General features: G+C 70.4%; 23 protein-coding genes. 22 read left to right on the plus strand and 1 reads right to left on the minus strand.

Annotated features, from left to right (window positions below; genetic code table 11):
- The first annotated feature begins 733 nt into the window (after positions 1-733).
- On the plus strand, positions 734-1594 hold the full coding sequence (locus DX914_RS17130; RefSeq protein WP_115860979.1) for an AraC family transcriptional regulator: 861 nt from the start codon (positions 734-736) through the stop codon (positions 1592-1594).
- Positions 1595-1618: 24 nt separating this feature from the next.
- Positions 1619-1981 (plus strand): VOC family protein, encoded by a 363-nt coding sequence (locus DX914_RS17135; protein ID WP_115860981.1) that lies wholly within the window; start codon positions 1619-1621, stop codon positions 1979-1981.
- A gap of 20 nt (positions 1982-2001) precedes the next feature.
- On the opposite strand, the gene DX914_RS17140 is transcribed toward DX914_RS17135, so the two are convergent.
- Complete coding sequence (locus DX914_RS17140) at positions 2002-2937, minus strand: AraC family transcriptional regulator (RefSeq protein WP_115860983.1); 936 nt, start codon at positions 2935-2937, stop codon at positions 2002-2004.
- A 243-nt stretch (positions 2938-3180) separates the two neighbouring features.
- Between DX914_RS17140 and DX914_RS17145 the strand changes: the two genes are divergently transcribed.
- The 20 genes from DX914_RS17145 (at position 3181) to DX914_RS17240 (ending at position 24443) form a co-directional block, all read left to right on the plus strand.
- Positions 3181-6399: an efflux RND transporter permease subunit gene (locus tag DX914_RS17145; RefSeq protein ID WP_115860985.1), complete on the plus strand. Its 3219-nt coding sequence runs from the start codon at positions 3181-3183 to the stop codon at positions 6397-6399.
- Entirely contained in the window at positions 6399-7523 is a 1125-nt protein-coding gene (locus DX914_RS17150) for an efflux RND transporter periplasmic adaptor subunit (RefSeq protein ID WP_115860987.1), read from the plus strand. Before DX914_RS17145 ends, DX914_RS17150 begins: the two co-directional genes overlap by 1 nt.
- A gap of 103 nt (positions 7524-7626) precedes the next feature.
- Complete coding sequence (locus DX914_RS17155; RefSeq protein WP_115860989.1) at positions 7627-7866, plus strand: hypothetical protein; 240 nt, start codon at positions 7627-7629, stop codon at positions 7864-7866.
- Positions 7867-7949: 83 nt separating this feature from the next.
- On the plus strand, positions 7950-10565 hold the full coding sequence (locus DX914_RS17160) for an amino acid adenylation domain-containing protein (protein ID WP_115860991.1): 2616 nt from the start codon (positions 7950-7952) through the stop codon (positions 10563-10565).
- A gap of 66 nt (positions 10566-10631) precedes the next feature.
- Positions 10632-11513 carry a bile acid:sodium symporter family protein gene (locus DX914_RS17165; RefSeq protein ID WP_115860993.1) on the plus strand — a complete coding sequence of 294 codons (882 nt, stop codon included), beginning with the start codon at positions 10632-10634 and terminating at the stop codon, positions 11511-11513.
- Complete coding sequence (locus DX914_RS17170) at positions 11510-12220, plus strand: glutathione S-transferase N-terminal domain-containing protein (RefSeq protein ID WP_115860995.1); 711 nt, start codon at positions 11510-11512, stop codon at positions 12218-12220. The genes DX914_RS17165 and DX914_RS17170 overlap by 4 nt, the downstream gene beginning before the upstream one ends.
- A gap of 61 nt (positions 12221-12281) precedes the next feature.
- Positions 12282-12746, plus strand: coding sequence for a nuclear transport factor 2 family protein (locus DX914_RS17175; RefSeq protein WP_115860997.1), 465 nt, complete (start codon positions 12282-12284; stop codon positions 12744-12746).
- 37 nt (positions 12747-12783) lie between these two features.
- On the plus strand, positions 12784-13188 hold the full coding sequence (locus DX914_RS17180) for a hypothetical protein (RefSeq protein ID WP_115860999.1): 405 nt from the start codon (positions 12784-12786) through the stop codon (positions 13186-13188).
- Positions 13189-13261: 73 nt separating this feature from the next.
- Positions 13262-13516 (plus strand): DUF2164 domain-containing protein, encoded by a 255-nt coding sequence (locus DX914_RS17185; protein ID WP_115861001.1) that lies wholly within the window; start codon positions 13262-13264, stop codon positions 13514-13516.
- Positions 13517-13882: 366 nt separating this feature from the next.
- Entirely contained in the window at positions 13883-14974 is a 1092-nt protein-coding gene (locus DX914_RS17190; protein ID WP_115861003.1) for a sensor histidine kinase, read from the plus strand.
- Positions 14971-15582 carry an ANTAR domain-containing response regulator gene (locus tag DX914_RS17195; protein ID WP_115861005.1) on the plus strand — a complete coding sequence of 204 codons (612 nt, stop codon included), beginning with the start codon at positions 14971-14973 and terminating at the stop codon, positions 15580-15582. Before DX914_RS17190 ends, DX914_RS17195 begins: the two co-directional genes overlap by 4 nt.
- A gap of 180 nt (positions 15583-15762) precedes the next feature.
- On the plus strand, positions 15763-16731 hold the full coding sequence (locus tag DX914_RS17200) for a hypothetical protein (RefSeq protein ID WP_115861007.1): 969 nt from the start codon (positions 15763-15765) through the stop codon (positions 16729-16731).
- A gap of 10 nt (positions 16732-16741) precedes the next feature.
- Positions 16742-17305: a GTP-binding protein gene (locus DX914_RS17205; RefSeq protein WP_115861009.1), complete on the plus strand. Its 564-nt coding sequence runs from the start codon at positions 16742-16744 to the stop codon at positions 17303-17305.
- The gene (locus DX914_RS17210) at positions 17302-17691 is read left to right on the plus strand and encodes a roadblock/LC7 domain-containing protein (protein WP_115861011.1); all 390 of its coding nucleotides are present in this window, start codon (positions 17302-17304) and stop codon (positions 17689-17691) included. The genes DX914_RS17205 and DX914_RS17210 overlap by 4 nt, the downstream gene beginning before the upstream one ends.
- Before the next feature lie 76 nt (positions 17692-17767).
- Positions 17768-18127, plus strand: coding sequence for a hypothetical protein (locus DX914_RS17215; RefSeq protein WP_115861013.1), 360 nt, complete (start codon positions 17768-17770; stop codon positions 18125-18127).
- Between the two features lie 134 nt (positions 18128-18261).
- Positions 18262-20676 carry a putative bifunctional diguanylate cyclase/phosphodiesterase gene (locus DX914_RS17220; protein WP_115861015.1) on the plus strand — a complete coding sequence of 805 codons (2415 nt, stop codon included), beginning with the start codon at positions 18262-18264 and terminating at the stop codon, positions 20674-20676.
- Positions 20677-20755: 79 nt separating this feature from the next.
- A complete protein-coding gene (locus DX914_RS17225; RefSeq protein WP_115861017.1) occupies positions 20756-21817 on the plus strand; it encodes a two-component system sensor histidine kinase NtrB in 1062 nt (353 codons plus the stop codon).
- A complete protein-coding gene (ntrC, locus tag DX914_RS17230) occupies positions 21814-23229 on the plus strand; it encodes a nitrogen regulation protein NR(I) (protein WP_115861019.1) in 1416 nt (471 codons plus the stop codon). Before DX914_RS17225 ends, ntrC begins: the two co-directional genes overlap by 4 nt.
- Before the next feature lie 142 nt (positions 23230-23371).
- Entirely contained in the window at positions 23372-23944 is a 573-nt protein-coding gene (locus tag DX914_RS17235) for a superoxide dismutase family protein (RefSeq protein WP_115861021.1), read from the plus strand.
- Position 23945: 1 nt separating this feature from the next.
- The gene (locus DX914_RS17240) at positions 23946-24443 is read left to right on the plus strand and encodes a GNAT family N-acetyltransferase (RefSeq protein ID WP_115861023.1); all 498 of its coding nucleotides are present in this window, start codon (positions 23946-23948) and stop codon (positions 24441-24443) included.
- Positions 24444-24498 lie beyond the last annotated feature (55 nt).

Raw genomic sequence — 24498 nt, forward strand, 5'->3', positions numbered from 1 at the left:
GCATAACGCCGTAGCGGGACGATCCGTAGTCGGCCGCACCCGCGCCGCTGCGGCGAAGAGCACGCCCGCTCCCGCCTCGGGGTAGGAGCGGCGTGAGCCGCGACCGCGAACCCTCACCTACGACGAGAGCCGCGCGCGCTCCGCGTAGGAGCTGCGCAAGCTGCGACCGCGAACCCACCGTTACGACCAAGCCCTCGGTCGGCGGGGGGTCTGCTCTGGCGCCTTGGGGTAGGAGCGGCGTGAGCCGCGATCCGCTCCGAACTCGCGAAGGTGTTTGGGTGTGTTGGTTGAAGCAACAGCAACAGCTTCCGTCCGCAAGCGGCCGGGTCACTTTCTTTTGATAAGCGTCAAAAGAAAGTAACCAAAGAAAAACGCTTCACCAAAGCTCCCCTGCGAGATCGAAGCGCGCACGGGGATTTTTCGATCAGGCATCCTGCCCGAGCGGAAAACGGCGCACCTCCTGTGCGCCGCCCTTCGGGTCTTCTATTGGAATGGCGAGATCGGAGTTGGCGTGAGGATCAAGAGCATTCGCGCTGCGCGCTCATCCCCTCACCCTAGCCCTCTCCCGCAAGCGGGAGAGGGAATCCATCCCACGCCGCCGCCGCTGCTTTAGCCCCTCTCCCGCTTGCGGGAGAGGGGTTGGGGTGAGGGCAGCGCGCATCCAGCAAACCGCCCATCGCCGATCCGTTAGCCAGGCAAAGCCCATGCTCCCCGCCGGTGCTAGCATCCCCCCATGTCCGTCACCCCGCTGCTGCAAGGCCCGCTCACCGTGGTGGACTACCGCTGCCAGGCCGGGCCGGACGACCGCCCCTTCCTCGAGCATCACGGCGTCTTCGCCGTTGCCTACGTGCGCCGCGGCAGCTTCGGCTACCAGTCCCGCGGTCGGCGCTACGAACTCGTGGCCGGTTCCGTGCTGGTCGGCCGCGCTGGCGACGACTACCTGTGCACGCACGAGCACCACCTGTGCGGCGACGAATGCCTGTCCTTCCAATTCGCGCCCGAGCTGGTCGAAGAACTGACCGGCACCCAGCATTGCGCCGCATCGGCCTGGGCCACCGCAGGCCTGCCGCCGCTGCCGGAACTGATGGTGCTGGGCGAACTGGCCCAGGCCGCGGCCGAAGGGCGCAGCGAACTGGGCCTGGACGAACTGGGCCTGCTGTTCGCGCAGCGCTACCTAAGCCTGATCGGCGGGCGCGATGCCTCGCAAGTGCGCGCATCGCTGCGCGACCGCGGCCGCGCGATCGAGGCGGCGCTGTGGCTGGACGCGCACGCGCACGAAGCGGTGGACCTGGAACGCACCGCCGCGCGCAGCAGCCTGAGCGCCTTCCACTTCCTGCGCCTGTTCTCGTCGGTGCTCGGCGTTACGCCTCACCAGTACCTGTTGCGCGCGCGCCTGCGCCGGGCGGTGCCGCTGCTGGCGGACGATACCCGGCCGATCACCGAGGTGGCCTACGACAGCGGCTTCGCCGACCTGTCCAACTTCGTGCGCACCTTCCGCCGCGCCGCCGGGGTGTCGCCGCGCGGGTTCCGCCGCGCCGCGCGCGGCGACCGCAAGATTCTCCAAGAACGCATCCGCGCCTGGGGCGCAGGCTGAGCCTCCCATCAAGGAGGTTTCCCCATGTACGACCATATCGGCCTGAAGGTCCGCGACCTCGACGCCAGCCTGCGCTTCTACGAAGCCGCGCTGGGCGCGCTGGGCCACCGCCTGGACTCGCGCTACGAAGGCGGCGCCGGCCTAGGCCCGGAAGGCGCGCCGGCGCTGTGGCTCAATGCCGACGCGCAGGCCCCGCGCGGCGCCGCCCATGTCGCCTTCCGCGCGCCCGACCGCGCCGCGGTCGACCGTTTCCATGCCGCAGGGCTGAAGTCGGGCGGCCGCGACAACGGCGCGCCCGGTCCGCGCCCGGACTACGGCCCGACCTACTACGCCGCGTTCCTGATCGACCCCGACGGCCACAACGTCGAGGCCGTCTGCCTGGATTGAGCCGGCCCGCGCGCTCGGGCTCAGGCCAGGCGCGCGTTGCTGCGCACCAGCTCGATCTCCGAGCGCGGCGGCGCGCCGAACAAGCGCTTGTACTCGCGGCTGAACTGCGACGGGCTTTCGTAACCCACCTTGTGCGCGGCGGCGACCGCCTCGATGCCGTCCATCAGCATCAGCCGCCGCGCCTCGTGCAGGCGCAGCTGTTTCTGGAACTGCAGCGGCGACATCGTGGTCACCGCCTTGAACTGGTGGTGCAGCGAGGACGTGCTCATATGCACCGACTGCGCCAGCTCCTCGATGCTCAGCGGCAACAGATAGCGCTGGCGCAGCAACTCGACTGCACGCGCAATGCGGTGCGGGCGGCTGTCGGCCATGGCCAGGTCGCACAGGCGATGGCCCAGATCGCCCACCAGCACCCGGTAGTGGATTTCGCGCAGCGCGATCGGCGCCAGCACCGGCAGGTCCTGCGGCGTTTCCAACAGCCGCATCAGCCGAAGCACCGCGTCCAGCAGCGGCGCGTTCACGCGTGCGGCATACAGGCCCAGGTCCAGGCCGGGCGAGGGCGCACGCGGACCGGCTTCCAGGATCAAGGCGGCGATCTGCTCCGGATCGATGTCCAGGCGCAGGCACAGGTAGGGCTGTTCCGGCGTGGCCTCGATGACCTGGCCGATCATCGGCAGGGTCACCGACACCACCAGGTAGTTGAGCGGGTCGTAGCGGTAGGTTTCGCCGGCCAGCATGGCCACCTTGCTGCCCTGGGCGACGATGCACAGGCGCGGCTCGTACAGGGTCGGCTGACAGGGCGTGGGCGCACTCATGCGGATCAGCTGCAGCGAGTTCACCGCGGTGTCGTGTACACCGTCGCTAGGGGTCAATCGGGCAATCCGCTCGGCCAGCTCGGCCTGCGCCGCGCAGAACCCCTCGCGGGCGGCCGATTCGACGAAAGTATTGGTGTTCATGGCTCTCAGCGGGCAGGGGGCTGGCTGGGATTATGTTTACCGAATCTGCCGTTCGGCGTGCCGGATCGGCCGAATTGCAGGATCGGGCAATGATTCGACAGCAATGTACTAACCGGACGGGGTCCGGGGAGACGACCATAAGCCGCTCTCCCCCGACCCGTCCGGGCCCGCCCCGGCGTGGCGCCCGCGCGCCCCCGCCGAAGACGCTCCGGCCGAGTTTCCCTCCCCACGGGACTCGTCGCGATGTGGATCGTCCAATACGCGCTCAACCGCCGCTACACCATCGGCGTTCTTGCCATCCTGATCCTGCTGTTCGGTCTGCAGTCGGCGCGGCGCATGCCCACCGACATCCTGCCCGAGGTCGGCATCCCCTCGGTCAACCTGGTCTGGACCTATAGCGGCCTGCCGGCCGCGGACATGGCCGCCAAGCTCACCTCGTTCTCCGAGGTGGCGATCATGAACACGGTCGACGACCTCAAGGAAGTCCGCTCGGAGTCGATCAACGGCGCCAGCATCGTGCGCATCGACTTCCAGCCCACGGTCAGCCTGGACCGCGCCCTGGGCCAGATCACCGCGGTGTCGCAGACCATCCTGCGGCGCATGCCGCCGGGCACCTCGCCGCCGCTGGTGGTGCGCAACAACGTCTCGTCCACGCCGGTGCTGCAGCTGGTGCTGTCCTCGGATTCGATGACCGAGGCGCAGCTGTACGACTACGCGCGCCTGCAGCTGCGTTCGCAGATCCAGACCATCCCCGGCATCCGCATGACCCTGCCTTACGGCGGTGCGCCGCGGCAGATCATGGTCGATCTGAATCCGTCGGCGCTGCAGACCTATGGCCTGACGCCCAGCGACGTGACCTCGGCGCTGGAGCGCGGCAGCCCGACCCTGCCCTCGGGCGCGATCCGCGAGGGCGGGCGCGAACTGCAGATTTCGCTGGACACCAGCCCGGCCACCGCCGCCGACTTCCTCGACCTGCCGGTGGCCTCGCGCAACGGCGGCGTGATCTACGTGCGCGACGTGGCCTCGGTGCGCGACGGCGCCGCGCTGCAGACCAACGTGGCGCGCATGGACGGCGCCAGCGCGGTGTCGGTGGCGCTGATCAAGCTAGGCGGCGCCTCGGCGGTGGAACTGGTGCGCGCCGTGCGCGAGCGCCTGCCCGAAATCGAGGCCTCGGCGCCGCCGGGCATGCGCATCGTGCCGATCTTCGACCAGTCGGTGTTCGTCGATCAGGCCATCGGTTCGATCCAGCACGAAGCGCTGCTGGTGGGCCTGCTGGTGGCGCTGGTGGTGCTGGTGTTCATCGGTTCCTGGCGCTCCAGCCTGATCGTGCTGTCGGCGATCCCGCTGGCGCTGCTGGCCTCGGTGGCCATGCTGCATCTGCTGGGCTACACCTTCAACGTGATGACCCTGGGCGGCCTGGCGCTGGCGATCGGCATCCTGGTCGACAACGCGGTGGTCGACGTGGAGAACACCAACCGCAACATCGCCCTGGGCAAGGACGTGCGCACCGCGATCCTGGACAGCGCCAGGGAAGTGGTGTTCCCCGAGTTCGTGTCCACGGTGGCGATCTGCATCGTGCTCACTCCGATCCTGCTGATGACCGGCTTGTCGGCCTGGGTGTTCACGCCGCTGGCCCTGGCGGTGATCTTCGCCATGGCCGCCTCGTTCCTGCTCTCGCGCACCCTGATCCCGGTGCTGTGCTACCTGCTGCTGCCGGCCGACATCGACAGCCGTGCGCGGCCGCGTTGGCGGTTCGAACGCGCGCTGCTGGCGGTGAACCACAAGGTCGAACACAGCCTGGACGCGTTGCGCGAACGCCACCACGCGCTGCTGCTGCGGCTGGGCCATCACGGCGGCGTGCTGGCCCTGGCCGCGCTGCTGACCGTGGGCGTGGGCGCCTCCGCCGCGCTGATGCTGGGGCGGGAGTATTTCCCGCAAGTCGACGCCGGCCAGTTGCGACTGCAGGTGCGCATGCCCTCGGGCCTGCGCCTGGAGGAAACCGCGGCGCGGGTCAGCCAGATCCAGCGCGAGATCCGCCAGATCGTGCCGGCGCAGGAACTGCAGACGGTGTACGAGCAGATCGGCGTGCCCGACGCGGTCAACCTGGCCCTGGTCGACAGCGCGGTGGTCGGTTCGTTCGAGGCCGAGGTGATGCTGCAGCTGCGCGCGCCGCACGGCCCCAGCCGCGTGTATCTGCAGCAGATCCGCGAGCGCATCGCGCAGAAATTCCCCGAGGTGCAGGTGTTCGAGCGCCCGCCCGACGCCACCAGCCGCACCCTGGCCGGCTCGGCCGCGGCCGCGTTCGAGGTGCGCCTGATCGGCCGCGACACCGCCGGCAACCTGGCCCTGGCGCGCGAGATCGAAACCCGCCTGCGCCAGGTGCCCGGCGCGGTCGACGTGGCCCTGCGCCAGGTGCTGGACCTGCCCGAATACCAGGTGCGCATCGACCGCACCCGCGCCGCACAATTGGGATTGGACGCGCAGCAGGCCAGCCGCGCGGTGCTGGCGGTGCTGGGTTCGGCCGGCACGGTGTCGCCGGTGTACTGGACCGACACCGTCAACGCCATCGCCTACACCGTGCAGGTGCAGGCGCCGCCGGCGCAGCTGGGCGACATCGACACCCTGCTCAATCTGCCGCTGCGCATCGGCGCCAACGGCCAGCCGGTGCTGTTGCGCAGCATCGCCACGGTCACCCCGCGCACCGTGCCGGCCAGCATCGGCCGCACCACGCTGGCGCCGACCATCAGCGTGCTGGCCAATGTGCAGGGCACCGACCTGGGTTCGGTCTACGACCGCCTGCGCGGAATCACCGGCGAACTCGAAGGCCGGCTCAAGTCCGGCAACCGCATCGAGATCGCCGGCCAGGCCGGCGAAATGCAGAGCGCCTACAGCGAACTGGCCGCCGGCCTGCTGATGTCGGCAGTGCTGGTGTTCCTCGTGCTGGTGGTGAACTTCCAGTCCTGGATCCAGCCGCTGGTGGCGATGTCCGGCTTGCCGTTGGCGATCGCCGGCGCGGCCATCGGACTGTTCGTGACCGGCACGCCGCTGAGCGTGCCGGCCTTGATGGGCGTGATGATGGTGATCGGCGTGTCCACGGCCAACAGCGTGCTGGTGACCAGCTTCGCCCGCGGCCTGATCGCCGAAGGCCACGATCCGGAACTGGCCGCCTACGAATCCGCCGCGGTGCGCCTGCGCCCGGTGCTGATGACCGCCAGCGCGATGGTGCTGGGCATCGTGCCCATGGCCATCGGCCTGGGCGAGGGCGGCGAACAGAACGCGCCGCTGGGCCGTGCGGTGATCGGCGGCCTGCTGCTGGGCACGCCAGCCACCCTGGTGCTGGTGCCCTCGATCCTGGCCGTGCTCGGCCGCCACAGCAAACGGCGCGCGGCCGGTCATGCCGCTGCCGCCGCCCCCATCGAAGATTCCAACGCTGCCGGCGCCGCCGGCGCAGGAGCCCTGTGATGCGTTCCGTCTCCCTCAAGCCTTATGCCGCGCTGGCCGCGGCCATTGCCGTGGCGGTCGCCGCCGGTTGCGGCCGCAGCGACGCGGTCGAACCGCCACCGGCGACGGTACCGGAAGTGACCACGGTGGCCGCCGAGCCGGCCGAGGCGCAGCTGGAACTACGCCTGCCCGCGCGCGCCTTAGCCGGCGAATCGGCGCAGATCTACGCCCGCGCCACCGGCTTCGTCCGCGACCGCCGCGTGGATCTGGGCGACAAGGTCGAAGCCGGCCAAGTCCTGGCCGTCATCTCCGCGCCCGAAGTCGAACAAGCCGTGCGCGAGGCCGAGGCCGACCTGGGCCAGGCCAGCGCCGACCAGGAGCTGGCCAAGGTCAACTTCGACCGCGCCCAGGTGCTGGTGGGTTCCGGCGCGATCTCCAAGGAGATGTACAGCGACCGCAAGGCCAACCGCGATGCCGCCGCCGCGGCGCGCGCGGCCGCGCAGGCGCGCCTGACCAGCGCGCGCGAGCGCAGCGGCTTCCAGAGCGTGCGCGCGCCGTTCGCCGGCGTGGTCGCGGCGCGCAACATCGAGCGCGGCGATCGCGTGGTGGCCGACTCGGCCGCCTCCGCCCTGCCGATGTTCGAACTCAACGCGCTGGACCCGCTGCGCATCGTGATCGACGTGCCGCAGAGCGCGGCCTTGCAGGTGCGCCCCGGCCTGCAGGCCGAAGTGCGCTTCCCCGAATTGCCCGGCGAGACGTTCAAGGCCGAAGTCGCGCGCAGCGCGCAGAGCCTGTCGCGCGACCTGGGCGCGATGCGCGTGGAACTGCGCCTGCCCAACCCCGAAGGCCGCATTCCGGCCGGCATGGTCGGCGAAGTGCGGCTGCAGGTGCCGCGCACCGCGCCGGCGGTGCGGGTGCCGGTGTCGGCGGTGCTGCAGGGCGGCGCCGGTCCGCGCGTGGCCGCGCTGCGCCAGGATTCGACCCTGGAATTCCGCAGCGTGGCGCTGGGCCGCAACCTGGGCGGCGAGATCGAGATCGTCTCCGGCCTGGCCGCGGGCGACACCGTGGTGCGCGCGCCCAATTCGCTGCTCAGCGAGGGCGCCAAGGTCAAGGTCCGGCCCACGCCGCCGCCGCGCAAGTCGTAAGGCCGGGCCGTACACATCGCGCTAACGCCACGACGCGATGGCCTTAACCCGGTGCCGCCTAGGCTGGCCCATGCCCGCCTCGAGGCGATACCGGGAGTACGGCATGGCGATCTGCGACGTATGCGGCAACGACTACGACAAGGCGTTCCGCGTCGAACAAGGCAGCCGCAGCGGCACCTACGATTCCTTCGAATGCGCGATCCACGCGATGGCGCCGCGCTGCGCGCACTGCCATTGCGCGATCATCGGCCACGGCATGGAAAGCGGCAACGCGTTCTACTGCTGCGCGCACTGCGCCAAGCACGCCGGCGTGAGCGGCGTGGCCGACCGCGCGCCGGCCTGAGCCGCAGGCCCGGTGCCCGCTAGAGGGCGCTCCGTTTTGCCGCTACCATCGTGGGCAGTCGCAAGGACTGCGCGGGGAGCGGCATGGACGGTCGGCAGCGGACGGCGGCGGGCACGGAATTCGCGACGCCTGCGGCGGGGTTCGAACTTCAGGCGGCGCTGACGCCCACGCGCACGGCCTTGGTCGCCGGCGACCGCAGCCTGGACTATCGCGAACTCGACATGCGCGCCAATGCGTTGGCGCAGCGGCTGCACGCGCTAGGCCTTGGCCGCGAGGACGTGATCGCGGTATGGATGGAGCGCTCGCTGGCGCTGCCGATCGCGCTGCTGGCGGTGGCCAAGGCCGGCGCGGCGTATCTGCCGTTGTACGTGGGCGCGGCCACGGAGCAGCAGCGTCGCATGCTCGAGGAGACCGGCGCTCGGGTGCTGCTGCATGAGCGTGGCGTGGCGCCGCCCGCGTTCGCTCACGGCCTGCAGCTGCTCGCAGTCGATGCGGACGAATCGCTGCCCGCCGCCACCGCGCCGCCGCCGCGCGAGGACGACCCCGCGCAGCTGGCCTACGTGATGTACACCTCCGGTTCCACCGGTGAGCCCAAGGGCATCTGCACCACCGCCGGCAACATCGCCGCCTTCGCCCGCCACCCTCGTTGGCGCGAGGCGGCCGATGCACGCGTGCTGCTGCATTCCTCGCCCGCGTTCGACGCGTCCACCTACGAGCTGTGGACGCCGCTGCTCAACGGCGCCGCCGTGGTGGCGGCGCCGCCCGGCGCGCTGGATGCCGGCGCGCTGCGGCGTCTCATCGCCGAGCGGGGCGTCACCGATCTGTGGCTGACCGCGGGCCTGTTCCACGCGCTGGCCGCGGACGCCGCCGCCTGTTTTGCGGGCCTGCGCCAGGTGATCGCCGGCGGCGATGCGGTCTCGGCCGCGGCGGTGCGCCGGGTGCAGGCGCAATGCCCGGGCGTGCGCGTGGTCAACGGCTACGGTCCCACCGAGACCACTACCTTCGCCACCCTGTGCGAGCTGCCCGCGTTGCGCAGCGACGAGGACGAAGTGCCGATCGGCGCGCCCTTGGATGGCGCCTACCTGCGGGTGCTCGACGAACACAGGCAGGCCGTGCCCCTCGGCACGGTCGGCGAACTGTGGATCGGCGGCGCCGGCGTCGCCCGCGGCTATCTGCACCGGCCCGAGCTGACCGCCCAGCGCTTCGTGCCCGACCAGTTCGGCGCACCGGGCCAGCGGCTCTATCGCAGCGGCGATCTGGTGCGGCAGCGTGCCGACGGCCTGCTGTGCTTCGTCGGCCGCGCCGACCGCCAGATCAAGCTGCGCGGCTTCCGCGTCGAGCTGGGCGAGATCGAAACGCGCCTGGCGCAACTGCCGCGCGTGGCCCAGGCAGCGGTGCGCGTGCTCGAGGACCGGCCGGGCCACAAACGGCTGGCCGCCTACCTGGCGCGTGAGGATGCGCGCGACGACGATGCCGGCTGGCTGCGCGCCACCGCCGCGGCGCTGGCCGCGCACCTGCCCGATTACATGCATCCGTCGGCGTGGATGGTGCTGCCGCGGTTGCCGCTGACCGCCAACGGCAAGGTCGACCTGGCCGCGCTGCCGCTGCCGCAAGCGGCTGCCGCCGAGCCCGATGCGCAAACCCAGTGGTCGCCGCAGGAGCGCATCCTGGCCGACGTCTACGCCGCCGTGCTCAGCCTGGACGCCGGCGCCATCGGCCGCGACGACGACTTCATCGCCCTGGGCGGCGACAGCCTCAGCGCGGTGCGGGTGGCGGCACTGGCGATGCGCGAAGGCGTGGCGATCTCGGCGCGGCAGGTGCTGCAGCACCGCAGTCCCGAGCGCCTGAGCGCCGTGGCCGGCCAGGACGACAGCGACGCGCGCATCCAGTGCGAGATTCCGCCGTCGCTGCTGGTGCCGGTGCTGCGCATCCGCGAAGGCGCGCATCCGGCCCTGTTCTGCTTCCACCCGGGCAGCGGCCTGAGCTGGCCTTACCGTCGCCTGGCGCGGCACCTGAGCGGCGACTATGCCGTCTATGGCCTGCAGGCGCGCAGCCTGCGCGAGCCCGGCTACCTGCCCGCCTCGGTCGAGGCCATGGCCCAGGACTACGTGCGCGAGATCCGCGCGCTGCAACCGCAGGGCCCGTACCGGTTGTTGGGCTGGTGCCTGGGCGGCGCCACCGCCAGCGCCGTGGCCGCGCAACTGGAAGCGCTGGGCGAGACCGTGTCGCTGCTGTGCGTGGTCGATTTCTTCCCCGGCCAGTTCGAAGCCGAGTCCGAACCGGCGCTGGTGCCCGAGCTGGAAACCGACGGCGCGGCGGAGCCTGAAGCGGACGAAAGCGCGCCCGCGGCACCGCCGCGCGTGATCGCCGAAATCGAAGACGGTTACTACGACATCTCTCCGATCCTGTTCGACCCCGACACCGGCGCCAACACCTTCGCCATCGCCGACCGCTACCGGCCCGCGCCGCTGCGCTGCGGCCTGCTGCTGGTGCGGGCCGCGCCGCCGCGCGGACCCGCACCGCACTCCACCGAGTATTGGACGCCGTACGTGCGCGGCCCGCTGCAGGTCCACGACCTGGCCTGCGACCACGCGCTCATGCTCAACCTGCGCTACGCCGAGCAGCTGGCGCGCATCGTCGACGCGCACTTGCTCGAACGCAAAGACGAGGCCGCGGTCATCGCGAGCGCCGACAGTTGACCTAGGGCCCCGGTTCGGGCGTCAATCGAACGGCGGGCCCACCATCACGTGCAGGGGTAAGCAGGTATGCAGGACAGCCAGTTATTGCAGGTGCTGTTGCCGATCGCGATCGCCTTGATCATGACCGGCATCGGCATGTCGCTGACGCCCGCGGATTTCCTGCGCATAGGCGAGCGGCCCAAGCCGGTGCTGGTGGGCGTGCTCGGTCATTACCTCTGGCTGCCCGCGCTGGGCTTCTTCGTCGCCTGGGCCTTTTCCTTGCCGGCCGAATACGCGGTCGGCCTGGTGCTGGTGGCCGCCTGCCCCAGCGGTTCCTCGTCCAATGCGCTGACCTACCTCAGCCGCGGCAACGTCGCCCTGGCCGTCAGCCTGACCGTGATCAGCGGCCTGATCACCTTCATCAGCGTGCCGCTGCTGGTGAATCTGGCCCTGCACGTGTTCGCCGGCGAGCGTGCCGATCTCAGCGTGCCGTTCCGCAGCACCGCGCTGCACCTGGCGGTGCTGGTGTTGATCCCGATCCTGGTCGGCATGGCCGTGCGCCGCCTTGCGCCGCGCGCGGCGCTCAAGATCGAAAAGTGGACCGGCGTGTTCGCCGTGCTGGTGCTGCTGGCCATCATCATCGCCCTGGTCGTGCAGCAATGGGCGCAGCTGCCCGCGCTGTTGCGCGGCGTCGGCCTGCCGGCCTTCGTGCTTGCCTGCGGCGCCACCGCTGGCGGCGTGCTCCTGGGCCGCTGGCTACGCTTGGACCTGCCCGACGCGCTGACCGTCGGCATCGAAGTCGGCGTGCAGAACGCCACCCTGGCCGCACTGATCGCGCTGACCCTGATGAAGTCCGAACAGATCGCGGTGCCGGCGCTGATGTACGGCATGCTCATGTACATCCCGGCGGCGATGGTGGTGCTGTACGGTCGGCGCGCCGCGCGGCGCCGGGCCCAGGCGGCCGCGTGAACCTGCTGGTAGGCGAGGCCTTCTCGCCGTGGACGATCAAGGCGCGCTGGGCCTTGGATCGCTGCGGCGTCGCCTACGCCTATCGCGAATACACGCCCGGCCTGAGCGAGCCGTGGCTGCGTTGGAAGCTGGGCCGCTGGCGCCAGCCGGTATCGGTGCCGGTGATGCTCACGCCCGGTCGCGCGCTGCTGGGTTCCTGGGAAATCGCGCAGTACGCCGGGCAGCAGGCGGGCGAGGAATGCCTAGGAGCCTTCGATCAGATCCAGCCCTGGGACCAAATCAGCGAACACGGCCTGGCGGCCGCGCGCACGCGCGTGGTCCGCGCGGTGCTCGCCGACGACCGCACCCTGGACGAAGCGGTGCCGTTCCTGCCGGCCGGGGCGCGCTTCCTGCTGCGGCCCGTCGCCCGCAACGTGGCCGGCCGCCTGGACCGCAAATACGCCGCACTCGCCTTCGCCGACGCCCATCGCGACGCGTTGCTCGCGGTGCGTTCGGCGCTGGCGCAGTCCGGCACCGGCTTCGTGCTGGATCGCTTCAGCTACGCCGACATCAGCCTGTCGGTGTTGCTGGAGGCGGTGGTGCCGCAATCCGGCCCCGCCGTTCTCGGTCCGGCGCATCGCGCCTGCTGGCATCACGCCGCGCTGGCCGCGGAGTTCGCCGATCTGCTTGAATGGCGCGCAGGCTTGCAGCGCGACTACGGGCCGTGATGCTTCCGTGCTCAGCGCCACCGCCGATCAGAACCCTAAGCACCGGCCACCTGGAGTTTCGATGAAGTACGCGCTCGCTCTCGCCCTGTTCGCCTTGGGTCCAGCCACGGCCGCCGAGCCGGCCACACCCGCGCCGTCGCTCGAACAGCTCGTGCTGGCCCAGGACCAGGCTGTCTTCGCCGCGTTCAACGCTTGCGACGTCGCCGAGTTCCGCAAGTATTTCGACCCGGCGGTGGAGTTCTACCAGGACAACGACGACGTGTCCGTCGGCGTGGACGAACTGGTCCAGTCCTTCGACGGACGCTGCAAGGACGGCAAGTCGAACCTGCGCCGCGAACTGGACGCATCAGCGGTGGAGGTGCATCCGATCCAGGGCTACGGTGCGGTCCAACTGGGCGCGCACCGCTTCTGGATCGTGGCCGACGGCGAGGCGGACGAACTGGCCGCGCAGCCGCGCTTCGTCCATCTGTGGAAACGCCAGGGCGAACGCTGGGTGATCACCCGCGTCATCAGTTACGGACACTGACCCGAATCGCCGGAGGGCCAGACCCAGGAGTGGCGCGATGAAACTTGCTCTAGTGTTGGCGGCTCTCATCCTGACCGGTTGCGCTAGCCGCGGTCCCATCGGTGGCCCGCTTAGCCTGACCGGCACCTACCAGCTCCTGGGCGACGGCCAGCTCTGCTTGCTTCCGTCGCCCGGCTCCGCAAAGCGCCTGCCCCATTGGAAGGCCGGCGCGAGGCTCTGCTTCGCCAACACCTCGGAAGCGATCGATCTGCTCGGCGCCAGGGAGGCCTTCCAGAAAGTCGGCTACTCGCATGTCTGCGGATTCGAAGGCGAGGCGAGCGTCACCGCGACGGATTTTTGGCTCAACCTGGGCCAGGTCGGCGGGGAAGACTGGCGGTACCAGGCGCGGCTGGTAAGCGTCGAGCAGGTACGGCCGTCCAAACTCATTTCCTGCGAGCGCTGATTCCCTTGCGTTCGCCCATTCGCCGCTTCGTATTCAGCAGCGTTCCATTCAAGACCTGGGTCGAGTAGACACCATGCCCACCATCGATTTCAGCAAAGACGAAAAATCCATCCTCGTCCGCAAGCTCCAGCTTTACTTCAGCGAAGAGCTCAAGCAACCCATCGGCCAATTCGATGCGGAGTTCCTGCTGGACTTCATCTCCAGCGAACTGGGCGCGTACTACTACAACCGCGGCTTGTACGACGCCCAGGCCGCTCTGTCGGCCAAGCTGGAGGATGTGCAGGACGCCATTTACCAGCTTGAGCAGCGCACGGACTTCAAACGGTAGTCGGAGCATGTCCTACTCGAGCCATCGAAGGCTGGCGCTAGATGAGAGCATCCCGATTAGTCATCGGGTGTCGCACGTTCGTTCTTGCGCTCTGCATGTGGCACAGAAGTTGGGCGTACCGCGCTCGGAATTGCTCGACCTGATAGGCATTTCGGATAGCTACGAGGATCAAGACCTGCCATCCATGACGCAGCTGGAGCAGGCCGTTCATTCGCTCGATGCTATCCGGCTTGCAGGTGGCTCCGGTGGAGCCCTGCCACCGCGCCGGGTGCCTTAGCGGCAAAGCCCGACCTGCGGCGCAAACACCCACTGGCCCGCCCCCGCGCGCCTCGCTAAGCTGCCCCCATCACCGACCGCTGGACAGGCATGGACTCCTGGGCGCTAGCGCTGATCTTCGCCGGTCTCTCGCTCTCGCTGCTGGCCTGGTACGCGGGGCGGCGCCATGAGCGCGGCAGGCAGTCGCGGCGGCTGGCCGCGGTCCTGGGCGCCTTGTCGGCGCCGATGCCGGTGGCCTTCGTCGCCTGGGCGCCGCGATCGGGCGTGGTGCTGTGGAGCACCGCCGCCGAGCGGCTGTTCGGCGTGGATGCGACGCTGATGCTGGGTCAGGCATTGCCGGCGGAGCTGGAGGCCTTGCGCTGGACGGAGGTCGAGGCGGACAGGGCCCGGTCCGGCGCGCGCCTGCAGCTGCGCGGTGCCAACGGCGCGGTCGATGCCATGGTCTGGATGGCCACCGAGGCCGACGGCCTGGTCGTCGTGGCTATCGAGGATGTGCACTCCAGCGCAGCCAACGCGCGCGCCGCCGAGGTTGCGCGCGCGCAGCGCGACGCCCTGGTGCGCGAGGTGCATCACCGGATCAAGAACAGCCTGCAGGGCGTGGCCGGCTTGCTGCGCCAGCATCTGTCCGACAAGCCCTTGCTCAAACCGCTGCTGGAAGCCGCCTCCGCCCAGGTCTCGGCGATCGCCGCGGTGCACGGGTTGCATGGCGAAGCCAAGGACGGGCGGATCGACCTGCGCATGCTGATCGTGCGGGTGGCCGCGTCGATCTCCGGCATCATGCATGTACCGATCACGGTGTCGGAACGGTGCGTGGTGCTGGAGCGTTTCAGCGTCAACGAAGAGGAGTCCGTGCCGGTGGCGATGGTGCTGAACGAGCTCATCATGAACGCGGCCAAGCACCGCTCGCGTTCCGGCGCCAACGGCATCGTCGCCATCGATGCGGTCGCGCAGGCGCAGCGCGCGCAGATCCTGGTGAGCAATCCCGGGTTCCTGCCGGCGAACTTCGACTTCGGCGCGGGCGCCAACCTCGGCAACGGCCTGGGCCTGATCCGCTCGCTGTTGCCGCGGCGCGGCGCCAGCATCGCGCTGGCCGAGGAAGGGCGGCGCGTGGTGGCCACGCTGGTCCTGCACGCACCCGATGTACTCAGCGCCACCCCCCAGGATGAGGAGGCGATCGCATGAACGGCGCACACCGCTTGCTGGTGGTCGACGACGACCGATTGGTGCTGGCGACGATCTGCCGCGGCTTGCAGGCCGCGGGCTATCGGGTCGAATCCGCGCAATCGGTGGACGAAGCGATCGCGCTGCTCGACGCCGCGCGCCCGGATCTGGCCTTGCTGGACATACGCATGGGCGAACGTGGCGGCTTCGAACTCGCGCGCGAACTGCTGGCGCGCGACGGCATTCCCTTCATGTTCCTGTCGGCCTACGGCGACGAGGCCACGGTGGAGGAAGCCACCGAACTGGGCGCGGTGGGCTTCCTGGTCAAGCCGATCGACATACCGCAGATCATTCCGGCGGTGGAGGCGGCGCTGAAACGCGCCGCCGATCTCAGCCGTCTGCGCAGCACCGGCCGTCAGCTGGAGCAGGCGCTGGACCAGCAGCGCGGGATCAGCGTGGCGATCGGCATCCTGATGGAGCGGCATCGCTGGTCGCGCAGCGAAGCCGAGCTGCGCCTGCGCGACACCGCCCGTTCGCAGCGGCGCAAAATGACCGACCTGGCCGAAGGCATCGTGTTCGCGGCCGACGCTCTGGCGGCCTCGGCGTTGGGCGGGGACCGTTCGGATTAGCGACGGGCTCGGCCTTGCACTGAGTTGACAAGCCCTCGCGATTGGTTTTAGCGTCTGTACCAGCCCCGGCGCCCCGCAAGCGCGCCCCGGCCGCAGCGACTGCCCCGACCCGGCAGCTCATCCGTTCCATTCGGCCCCGCACCCGCCGATCGCAGCAGCGATACGAGGGCTTGCGCGCCGATGAACACAGACGCTCTTTTCGAACCCGCGCCCCACGCCGTGGCGCACGAGCGCGACGCCGTGCCCTTGCGCCTGCTCGTCGACGGCCTGGAGCCCGACGAACGCGCGACGCTGGATGCGATCCTGAAGGTGGTGGGCCCCAAGTCCCTGCGCGGCTGGGCCTGGGCCGAAGGCACGGAGACCGACCTGTACCTGCACACGCGCGCCTTGCGCCGCCCCGGCGTGCACGCCGGCGTGTCGGGCCTGCTGCTGCGCGAACACGAAGCGGCGGCACCGCCGGAGGCGTTGACGTTGGCGGTGCCGTTCCGGGTGATGGCGGTGCTGGAACTGTTGGACGGCGCGATCGACCGCTTGCAGCGCGAGCGGCTCGCGGCCCCGGCCGAAGCGCCGGAAGACGACAAGACCCTGGCCTCGTCGCTGGCGCGTCTGCTGGCGCGCCCGGTCGATCACACCTTGCGCGTGCGCGTGCTGGGTCATGGCACGGTCTATCTGTGCACGCGCAGCCGCATGTACTGCATGGACTTCGCCCAGGAACAGTTGGGCAAGGCGCTGGAATCCAAGCGCTTCGTGCTCACCGCGATCGCGCCGGACTCGCCGGAACTGAGCGCCGAGCGCGATCACGGCTCGCCGCTGGACGAATTGCTGTGGCCGATCGGGCTGATGACGCCGCGCGAACAGGCGACGCGGCAGGAGCGCCATCGCCTGCGCCAGTGGCCGGACTTCGCGCGCCTGCCGCACGAGCCCCGCCATCTGCAGGCCTGCGCCGTGCTGGCAGCCACGGCGATGGATGCGCGCGAACTGGCCGCCGCCACCGGCCTGAGCGACACCGAAGCCGACCATTTCCTGCACGCCTGCGAGTTGTGCGGCGTATTGGAAGCGGCGGCCGCCGAACCGCCGCCGCCCGCGCCCACCCCAAGCAAACCCACAGGCGGTCTGTTCGATCGCCTGTGGCGGCGCTGGCTGAAATAGGGAGAGTCCGATGCCCCGCGAATACATCGTGCTGGTGGCCGGCCCCATGGGCGCCGGCAAGACCACCGCCATCGCCGCGCTCAGCGAAATACCGGTGGTGCTCACCGAGGCGGTCAACACCGATCAGGCGCGCCATGCCAAGGCCACCACCACGGTGGCGCTGGATTACGGCGAGATCTCGCTGGGCGACGGCGACAAGGTGCGGCTCTACGGCGTGCCGGGGCAGGACCGCTTCGATTTCATGTGGCGCATCCTGGAAAAGCGCTCGCTGGGCATGATGCTGCTGATCGACAACGGCGCCACCGACCCCTTGTCCGATCTGGAGCGCTATCTGCATCACTTCGACACGTTGGGCGCGCGCAGTGCGCTGGTGGTCGGCGTGACCCGTCGCGACCAGGGCGGCACGCCGCCGATGGAGGCCTACCACGCGCGCCTGGGACGGCTGGGCCGGGTGCTGCCGGTGTTCTCGGTGGATGCGCGCAACGCCGCGCAGGTGCGCACCATGCTGGGCGCGCTGATCGCCATGGTCGAAGCCAAGGCCGCCGCGCGTGCGCACGCGGGGGCCGTCGCATGAGCGCGCACGATCTGCATTCGCCCTGTCGCGACGTGCTGGAAGCGCTGGTGACCCAGACCCTGGGCGTGGACTCGGCGGCGGTGGTCACCGGCGACGGTTTCGAGGTCGCCGCGGTGCTGCGCGAGGGCGTGGCCGGCGAGCGCCTGGCGGCGATGGTGAGTTCGCTGCTCGCGCTGAGCGAAGCGGTGGCGCTGGAGCTGGGCATGAACGGTTGCCGCAACGTCATCGTCGAAACCGAGGCCGGCGCGGTGGTGACCCTGCGCATTCCGGCTTCAGGCCGCGAACTGCTGATGAGCGTGCTGTGCAGCGACGCGGCCAGCCTGGGCTCGGTGCTGTACGCCGCGCGCGACACCGCGCGCACCCTGGGGCAGCGCCTGACGACCTGATCCGCATAACGGCCGCGGACGTCGCATCGGGTCCGCCGCCGTCCACTGTCCGGTGCGAAAGGGAGGAGTAGGGGCCATGGGCAATCTGACGCAATCGCTGGAAGAACTGATGCAGATCGACGGCGCGGCCGCCGCCGCGGTGGTGGATTCCAACAGCGGCATGGTGCTGGGCAAGGCCGGCGGCGGCGTGGACCTGGACGTCGCCGGCGCCGGCAACACCGAAGTGGTGCGCGCCAAACTCAAGACGATGAAATCGCTGGGCCTCAAGGACAACATCGAGGACATCCTGATCACCCTGGGCAAGCAGTACCACGTGATCCGGCCCATGGCCGAGCGCTCGGGCGTCTTCATCTACCTGGTGCTGGACAAGGCCAAGTCCAGCCTGGCGCTGGCGCGGATCAAGACTGCGGAAATCGAGGCGGGGATGTCGCTGTAGCCGCTGTCTTCTGGGCTCCCGGCGCCGGGTGGCCGCCGGGGGGCCAGTCGCGGCGGGGGGCCGCGGCGGCCAGTTGAGATTCGCCGGTAAGGGCGTACATTCTGTGCCTACATGCCACGCTCTGGGGGCTGGACATGCAGCACAGGGATGTCGCTGCGGCGCGTAGCGCGAACTGGTACGCGACGCCCGGCAGCAAGAAGGCGCCATGGCGCGTCTGGCTGGGTTTTGTCGCCCTGGTGTTCGCCGCGGGGCTGGCCACGGTGATTTCCGCCGCCGTGATCGAGATCCAGGCCGGCGCCACCGCCTATCTGGTCGGCGAGGGCCATTGGTCGCGGGCGCGGCTGGAAATCGTCTACCACCTGGACCGCTACGCGGCGCGCGGCGATCCGCGCGAACTGGCGTTGGCGCGCAAGGCGCTGGAAGTGCCCATGGGCGATCGCGCCGGACGACTGGCGCTGGAGCGCAGCCCGCCGGACCTGCAGGCGGCCGCGCAGGGCTTTCGCGCCGGCCGCAACGCCGAGGCGGATATCCCGCGTCTGATCTGGGTGTACCGCAATTTTTCCAAGGCGCCGTTCTTCGCCGACGCGGTCGCGATCTGGCGCGAGGCCGAACCGCACATCTTCCGGCTGCAGGCCATCGCCGATCAGCTGGAAGCGCACTGGCGCCAGCCGGGCGCCGGCGCCGCCGGACCGCAGGTGCGCGCGGAATTGGACCGCATCGGCCGAACTCTGCAGCCGATGGAGCGGCGCTTCGCCGACACCCTGCTCGACGGCGTCGCGCAGGTGCGGGTGATGCTGCTGCTGGTCAGCGGCGTGCTGTTCGTGGTCATCGCCGCGCTCGCGGTGCTCGCCTACTACTCGTCGCTGCGCCGCATCCGCGCCACCGAGAGCCGCTTCCGCGCCGCCTTCCAGCAGGCCAGCGTGGGCATGGTCAAGCTCAACACCGATGGACTGGTGCTGGCCGCCAACGAGGAACTGGCGGCGATGCTGGGCCATTCCGCCGAGTACCTGGTGGGCACGCGCTTCAGCGACCATCTCAACGACGGCGGCGCGGCCGACGACAGCTGGATGAACGCCACCGCGCCGGTGGAACACCGCGTGCGCCGCGCCGACGGCAGCCAGTTCTGGGGCCGCATCACCACCTCCAACGTACAGGTGGAGCATGGCGACGGCCGCATCTTCCTCATCGTCGAGGACGTGTCCGAGGCGCGCGACCTGACCCAGATCCTGACCTTCCAGGCCAGTCACGACGGCCTCACCGGCCTGATCAACCGGCGCGAGATCGAGCAACGCCTGGACGGTCTGCTCGCGCAGGCGCACGCCGACGGGCGCCGCCACACCCTGTGCTTCCTCGATCTGGATCAGTTCAAGCTCATCAACGACACCTGCAGCCACGCCGCCGGCGACGAAGTGCTGCGGCTGATCGCGACGACCCTGCCCGGCCATCTGCGTCCGCAGGATTGGATGGGCCGCCTGGGTGGCGACGAGTTCGCGGTGCTGCTGCACGACACGCCGGTCGACGCCGCGACCGCGCTCGCCGGCCGCATGAACCAGATCCTGGCCGATACCTGCCTGCTGTGGGAGGGCCACCATTTCGCCCTGACCGCGAGCATCGGCCTGGTCGAGATCAACGCCGAAAGCCCGACCGTGGCCTGGCTGCTGCGCGCGGCCGACACCGCCTGCTACCTGGCCAAGGACGGCGGCCGCAACAGCATCCAGGTCTATGCCGAAAGCGACGCCGAGGTCGCCCAGCGCCACCGCGAGATGCACTGGATCGACCAGACCCGGTCGGCGATCGCCGAAGACCGCCTGCAGCTGTACGCGCAGCGCATCGTGCCCTTGGATCCGGCCGCGGGCGGACTGCAGTACGAGATCCTAGTTCGCCTGCGCGACCACAACGGCAACCTGTGCCAGCCCGGCGCGTTCCTGCCGGCGGCCGAGCGTTACGGCCAGGCCAGCATGATCGACCTGCAGGTGCTGACGCTAACGGTGCAGGCCTTGTCGCGCAACCGCGCGCACCTGAACCAGCTGGAGCTGTGCCACGTGAACGTGTCTGGCCAGTCGGCGGCGTCGCGCGACTTCTGCCGGCGCGCCGAAGCGCTGCTGACGGCCAACCCCGAGGTGGCCCGCAAGCTGTGCTTCGAGCTGACCGAGACCGCGTCCATCGACCGGCTGTCGCAAGCGCGCGCCTTCATCGAGACCGTGCATGCGCACGGTTGCCTGGTGGCGCTGGACGATTTCGGCAGCGGCCTGTCGTCGTTCGCCTATCTCAAGAGCCTGCCGGTGGACATCCTCAAGATCGACGGCCTGTTCGTGCGCGACATCGATCGCAACGACCTGGACTACGCCGTGGTCCGCGCGATCACCGAGGTCGCGCGTTCGCAGGGCAAGCGCACCGTGGCCGAATGGGCCGAGACGCCCGCCGTGCTGCAGCGCCTGCGCGACATCGGCGTGGATGCCGCCCAGGGCTATGCCATCCACGAGCCCTGCCCGCTGCAGGAACTGATCCGCCAGGTCGGCCCGGCCGCGCCGACATCCCACGTCGCCTGATCGCGCCAAACTAGTGGCCCGGCCTCAGCCTGGTGCCAGACGTAGTCGGCACCCGGCAGATTTGCACTAAGATGGTGCAATGTCGCCCGAATCGCCTCCCGCACCGGCCCTGGACGGCCTGACCACGCCGCTGGCCTGGAGCGACGCGGGCGGTGCGATCCTGGGCTGCAACCTGGCGTTTTCGCGCTGGCTCGGGGTCAGCGCGCGGCGGCTCAACGGCTGGCCGCTGGCCGGGCTGGACGCGGGCGACGGCCGCCTGGCCGCGGCGCTGACGCGCACCGCCGCCGACGAGTCGCTGCGGCTGCGCCGCATCCGCCTGCGCTACGCCGACGGCGACGAGCGCTTCGCCGACCTGTGGCTGAGCCGGCACGGCGAAGGCGGCTGGCTGCTGGAGGCGCATCCGGTGGACGAGTTCCCCGGCGACGATCCGGCGCTGCTGCTGCCGTCGGCCTTGTCGGCCTCGCTCAAGGGCCTGGCGCACGAGCTGCGCAATCCGCTGGCCGGCGTCAAAGGCGCGGCGCAGTTGCTGGCGCGGCGTCTGGACGCGGGCAACGGTCACAACGGCGATTCGCGCGAGCTGGTCGAACTGATCGACAGCGAAGTCGATCGCCTGACCGCGTTGCTGGACCGCCTGCTCAACCCGGCGCCGCCGCGCGCGCATGCGCCGCTCAACATCCATGCGGTGCTGGAGCGCGTGCTGCGCCTGGCCGAAAGCGAAGCGGGCTGGGCGCTGCGCCTGGTGCGCGACTACGACCCCAGCCTGCCCGAGTTCGCCGGCGACGCCGACCGGCTGATGCAGGCGCTGTGGAACCTGGTGCGCAACGCCATCGAGGCCGGCGCCAGCCAGGTCAGCCTGCGCACGCGCGCTGAGCACGGCGTGCGCATCGCCGAGGCGATCCACCCGATCGCGCTGCGCCTGGAGATTTCCGACGACGGCCGCGGCGTGCCCGAGGAACTGGCCGAGCAGCTGTTCCTGCCGCTGGTGTCCGGCCGCGCCGAGGGCAGCGGCCTGGGCCTGGCGCTGGCGCAGCAGGTCGCGCGCGAGCACCGCGGTTCGCTGGCCTACCGCTCGCGCCCGGGCCACACCGTGTTCACCCTGCTGCTGCCGATGCACATCGAAGAGGGGGCGCCGCCCGCATGAACGCCAGCTCGGCAACGCCGGCGCGCGTGTGGGTGGTCGACGACGACCGCAGCGTGCGCTTCGTCCTGGCCACCGCGCTGCGCGAGGCCGGCTACAGCGTGGACGGCTTCGAAAACGCCGACGACGTGCTCGCGGCGCTGGCGCTGCGCGGCGCGCCCGACCTGCTCTACACCGACGTGCGCATGCCCGGCGACGACGGCCTGGTCTTGCTGGACAAGCTCAAGGCCGCCGCGCCGCGCCTGCCGGTGATCGTGATGAGCGCCTACACCGACGTGGCCAGCACCGCCGGCGCGTTCCGCGGCGGCGCGCACGAGTTCCTGTCCAAGCCCTTCGATCTGGACGATGCGGTGGCGCTGGCCGCGCGCGCGCTGGGCACCGAGCACGGCGCCGCTGCGCCCGCGGCCGAGGCCGCGCCGCCCGCCGATACGCTGATCGGCGACACGCCGGCCATGCGCACCTTGTTCCGCGCGATCGGCCGCCTGGCGCAGGCGCCGCTGTCGGTGCTGATCACCGGCGAAACCGGCACCGGCAAGGAACTGGTCGCGCGCGCGCTGCACCGCGAATCGCCGCGCGCCGCGCGCCCGTTCGTGGCGCTCAACACCGCGGCGATCCCGGCCGAGCTGCTGGAAAGCGAATTGTTCGGCCACGAGGCCGGCGCCTTCACCGGCGCGCAGCGCCGCCACATCGGCCGCTTCGAGCAGGCCGACGGCGGCAGCCTGTTCCTGGACGAAATCGGCGACATGCCGCTGACTTTGCAGACGCGGCTGCTGCGCGTACTGGCCGAGGGCGAGTTCTTCCGCGTCGGCGGGCGCGAGCTGATCCGCGTGGACGTGCGTGTGATCGCCGCCACCCACCAGGACCTGGAAACTCTGGTCGCCGAGGGCCGCTTTCGCGCCGATCTGCTGCACCGGTTGGACGTGGTACGCCTTCGCCTGCCGCCGCTGCGCGAACGCCGCGCCGACATCGCCCAACTGGCCGAGCGCTTCCTGGCCGCGGCCGCGGCCAAGTTCGCGGCCACGCCCAAACGCCTGTCCAAGCCCGCGCTGGAACGGCTGCTGGCGCACGACTGGCCCGGCAACGTGCGCGAACTGGAGAACGTGTGCTGGCGCCTGGCCGCGTTGGCGCCGGCCGACAGCATCACCCGCGCCGACCTGGACGAAGTGCTGGCCGCCTCCGGCCCCGCGCGCGCGGCCGACGACGACTGGGACGCGCGCCTGTCGGCCTGGGCGCGCGCGCAGCTGGCCGAAGGCGCGCAGGACCTGCACGCGCATGCGCGCGAACGCTTCGACCGCGCCCTGCTGGAGGCGGCGCTGGAGCACACCGGCGGCCGCCGCACCGAAGCCGCCGCGCGCCTGGGCCTGGGCCGCAACACGCTGACCCGAAAACTGGGCACGGGGCGCAAGCGCAGCTAGCGATCCGCGCACACCTGCGCGGGTCGCGGCGACGGCCCGACGGCGGTGTGCGGACTCTGCTTGGTTTCACCGTTGCTGAACCGGCCGCGCGCTAGCCTCGTATGCTTGGACTTACAGCATCGACCTCATGCAAGGAGCCGCCATGAACGCCGCCGCCCGCACCGCACTGATCGCCGCCGCCGTCCTCGCCCTGAGCGCTTGCGGTTCCGCGCCGCCCAAGACCAAGGCGCCGCCGCCGGCACCCAAGCCGGTGTCCACCGCGCAGTCCGGGCAGGCGATCCTGGCTTCGGCCTCGGGCAGCCTGGTCAGCGGCAAGCTGAAGCTGACGCCCACCGCCGACGGCGTGCGCCTGACCGGCGTGATCGGCGGCTTCGCACCCAACAGCGTGCACGCGATCCATATCCACGAGAAGGGCGATTGCAGCGCGGTCGACGCCAGCAGCGCCGGCGGCCATTTCAATCCCGGCATGAGCGCGCACGGCAAGGCCGACAGCGGCACCCATCACGGCGGCGACATGGACAACATCACCGCCGATGCCGAAGGCGTGGCCCAGGTCGACGCGCATGCGCGTGCGGTGACCTTGGGCGGCGGCGCCAGCAACGACGTCGCCGGCCGCGCGGTGATCGTGCATGCCGCGCCCGACGACTACGTGACCCAGCCGACCGGCAACGCGGGCGCACGCCTGGCCTGCGGCGTGATCTCCGTGTCGCACTGACATGTCGCGACTGCGAATTCGCCCCGCCGAGCCCGGCGACCGCGACCTGATCGCCGGCTGGATGCTGGCGATGGCCTGGGAAACCGAGCACAAGCGCCTGGACCCGGCGACGGTGCACGCCGGCGTCGAGGCCGGGCTGCTGGACCCGTCCAAGGCCCGCTACTACGTGGCCATGCGCGAATCGGAAGTGGCCGGGCGCGAAACCATCGCCGCGGCCGCGGGCACGCTGATGCTCACGCGCGAGTGGAGCGACTGGCGCAACGGCGACTGGTGGTGGATCCAGAGCGTGTACGTGGCGCCCGAACACCGCCGCCAGGGCGTGTACCAGGCCTTGCACGGCCATGTCGCCGCGCTGGCGCAAGCGACGCCCGGCGTCATCGGGCTGCGCCTGTACGTGGAGCGCGGCAATACTGCCGCACAAGCCACCTACCGATCATTGGACATGGTCGATGCCGGCTACGCGATCTTCGAAAGCGAATTCATCCAATCCGAGCATTGAGCATGTCCCTGCGAGCCCTCGTAGTCGCTTTTTCCTTGTGTTCAATCGTGTATTC

Origin of the sequence: Lysobacter silvisoli (genome assembly GCF_003382365.1) — a bacterium.
In the GTDB taxonomy this organism is placed as follows: domain Bacteria; phylum Pseudomonadota; class Gammaproteobacteria; order Xanthomonadales; family Xanthomonadaceae; genus Lysobacter; species Lysobacter silvisoli.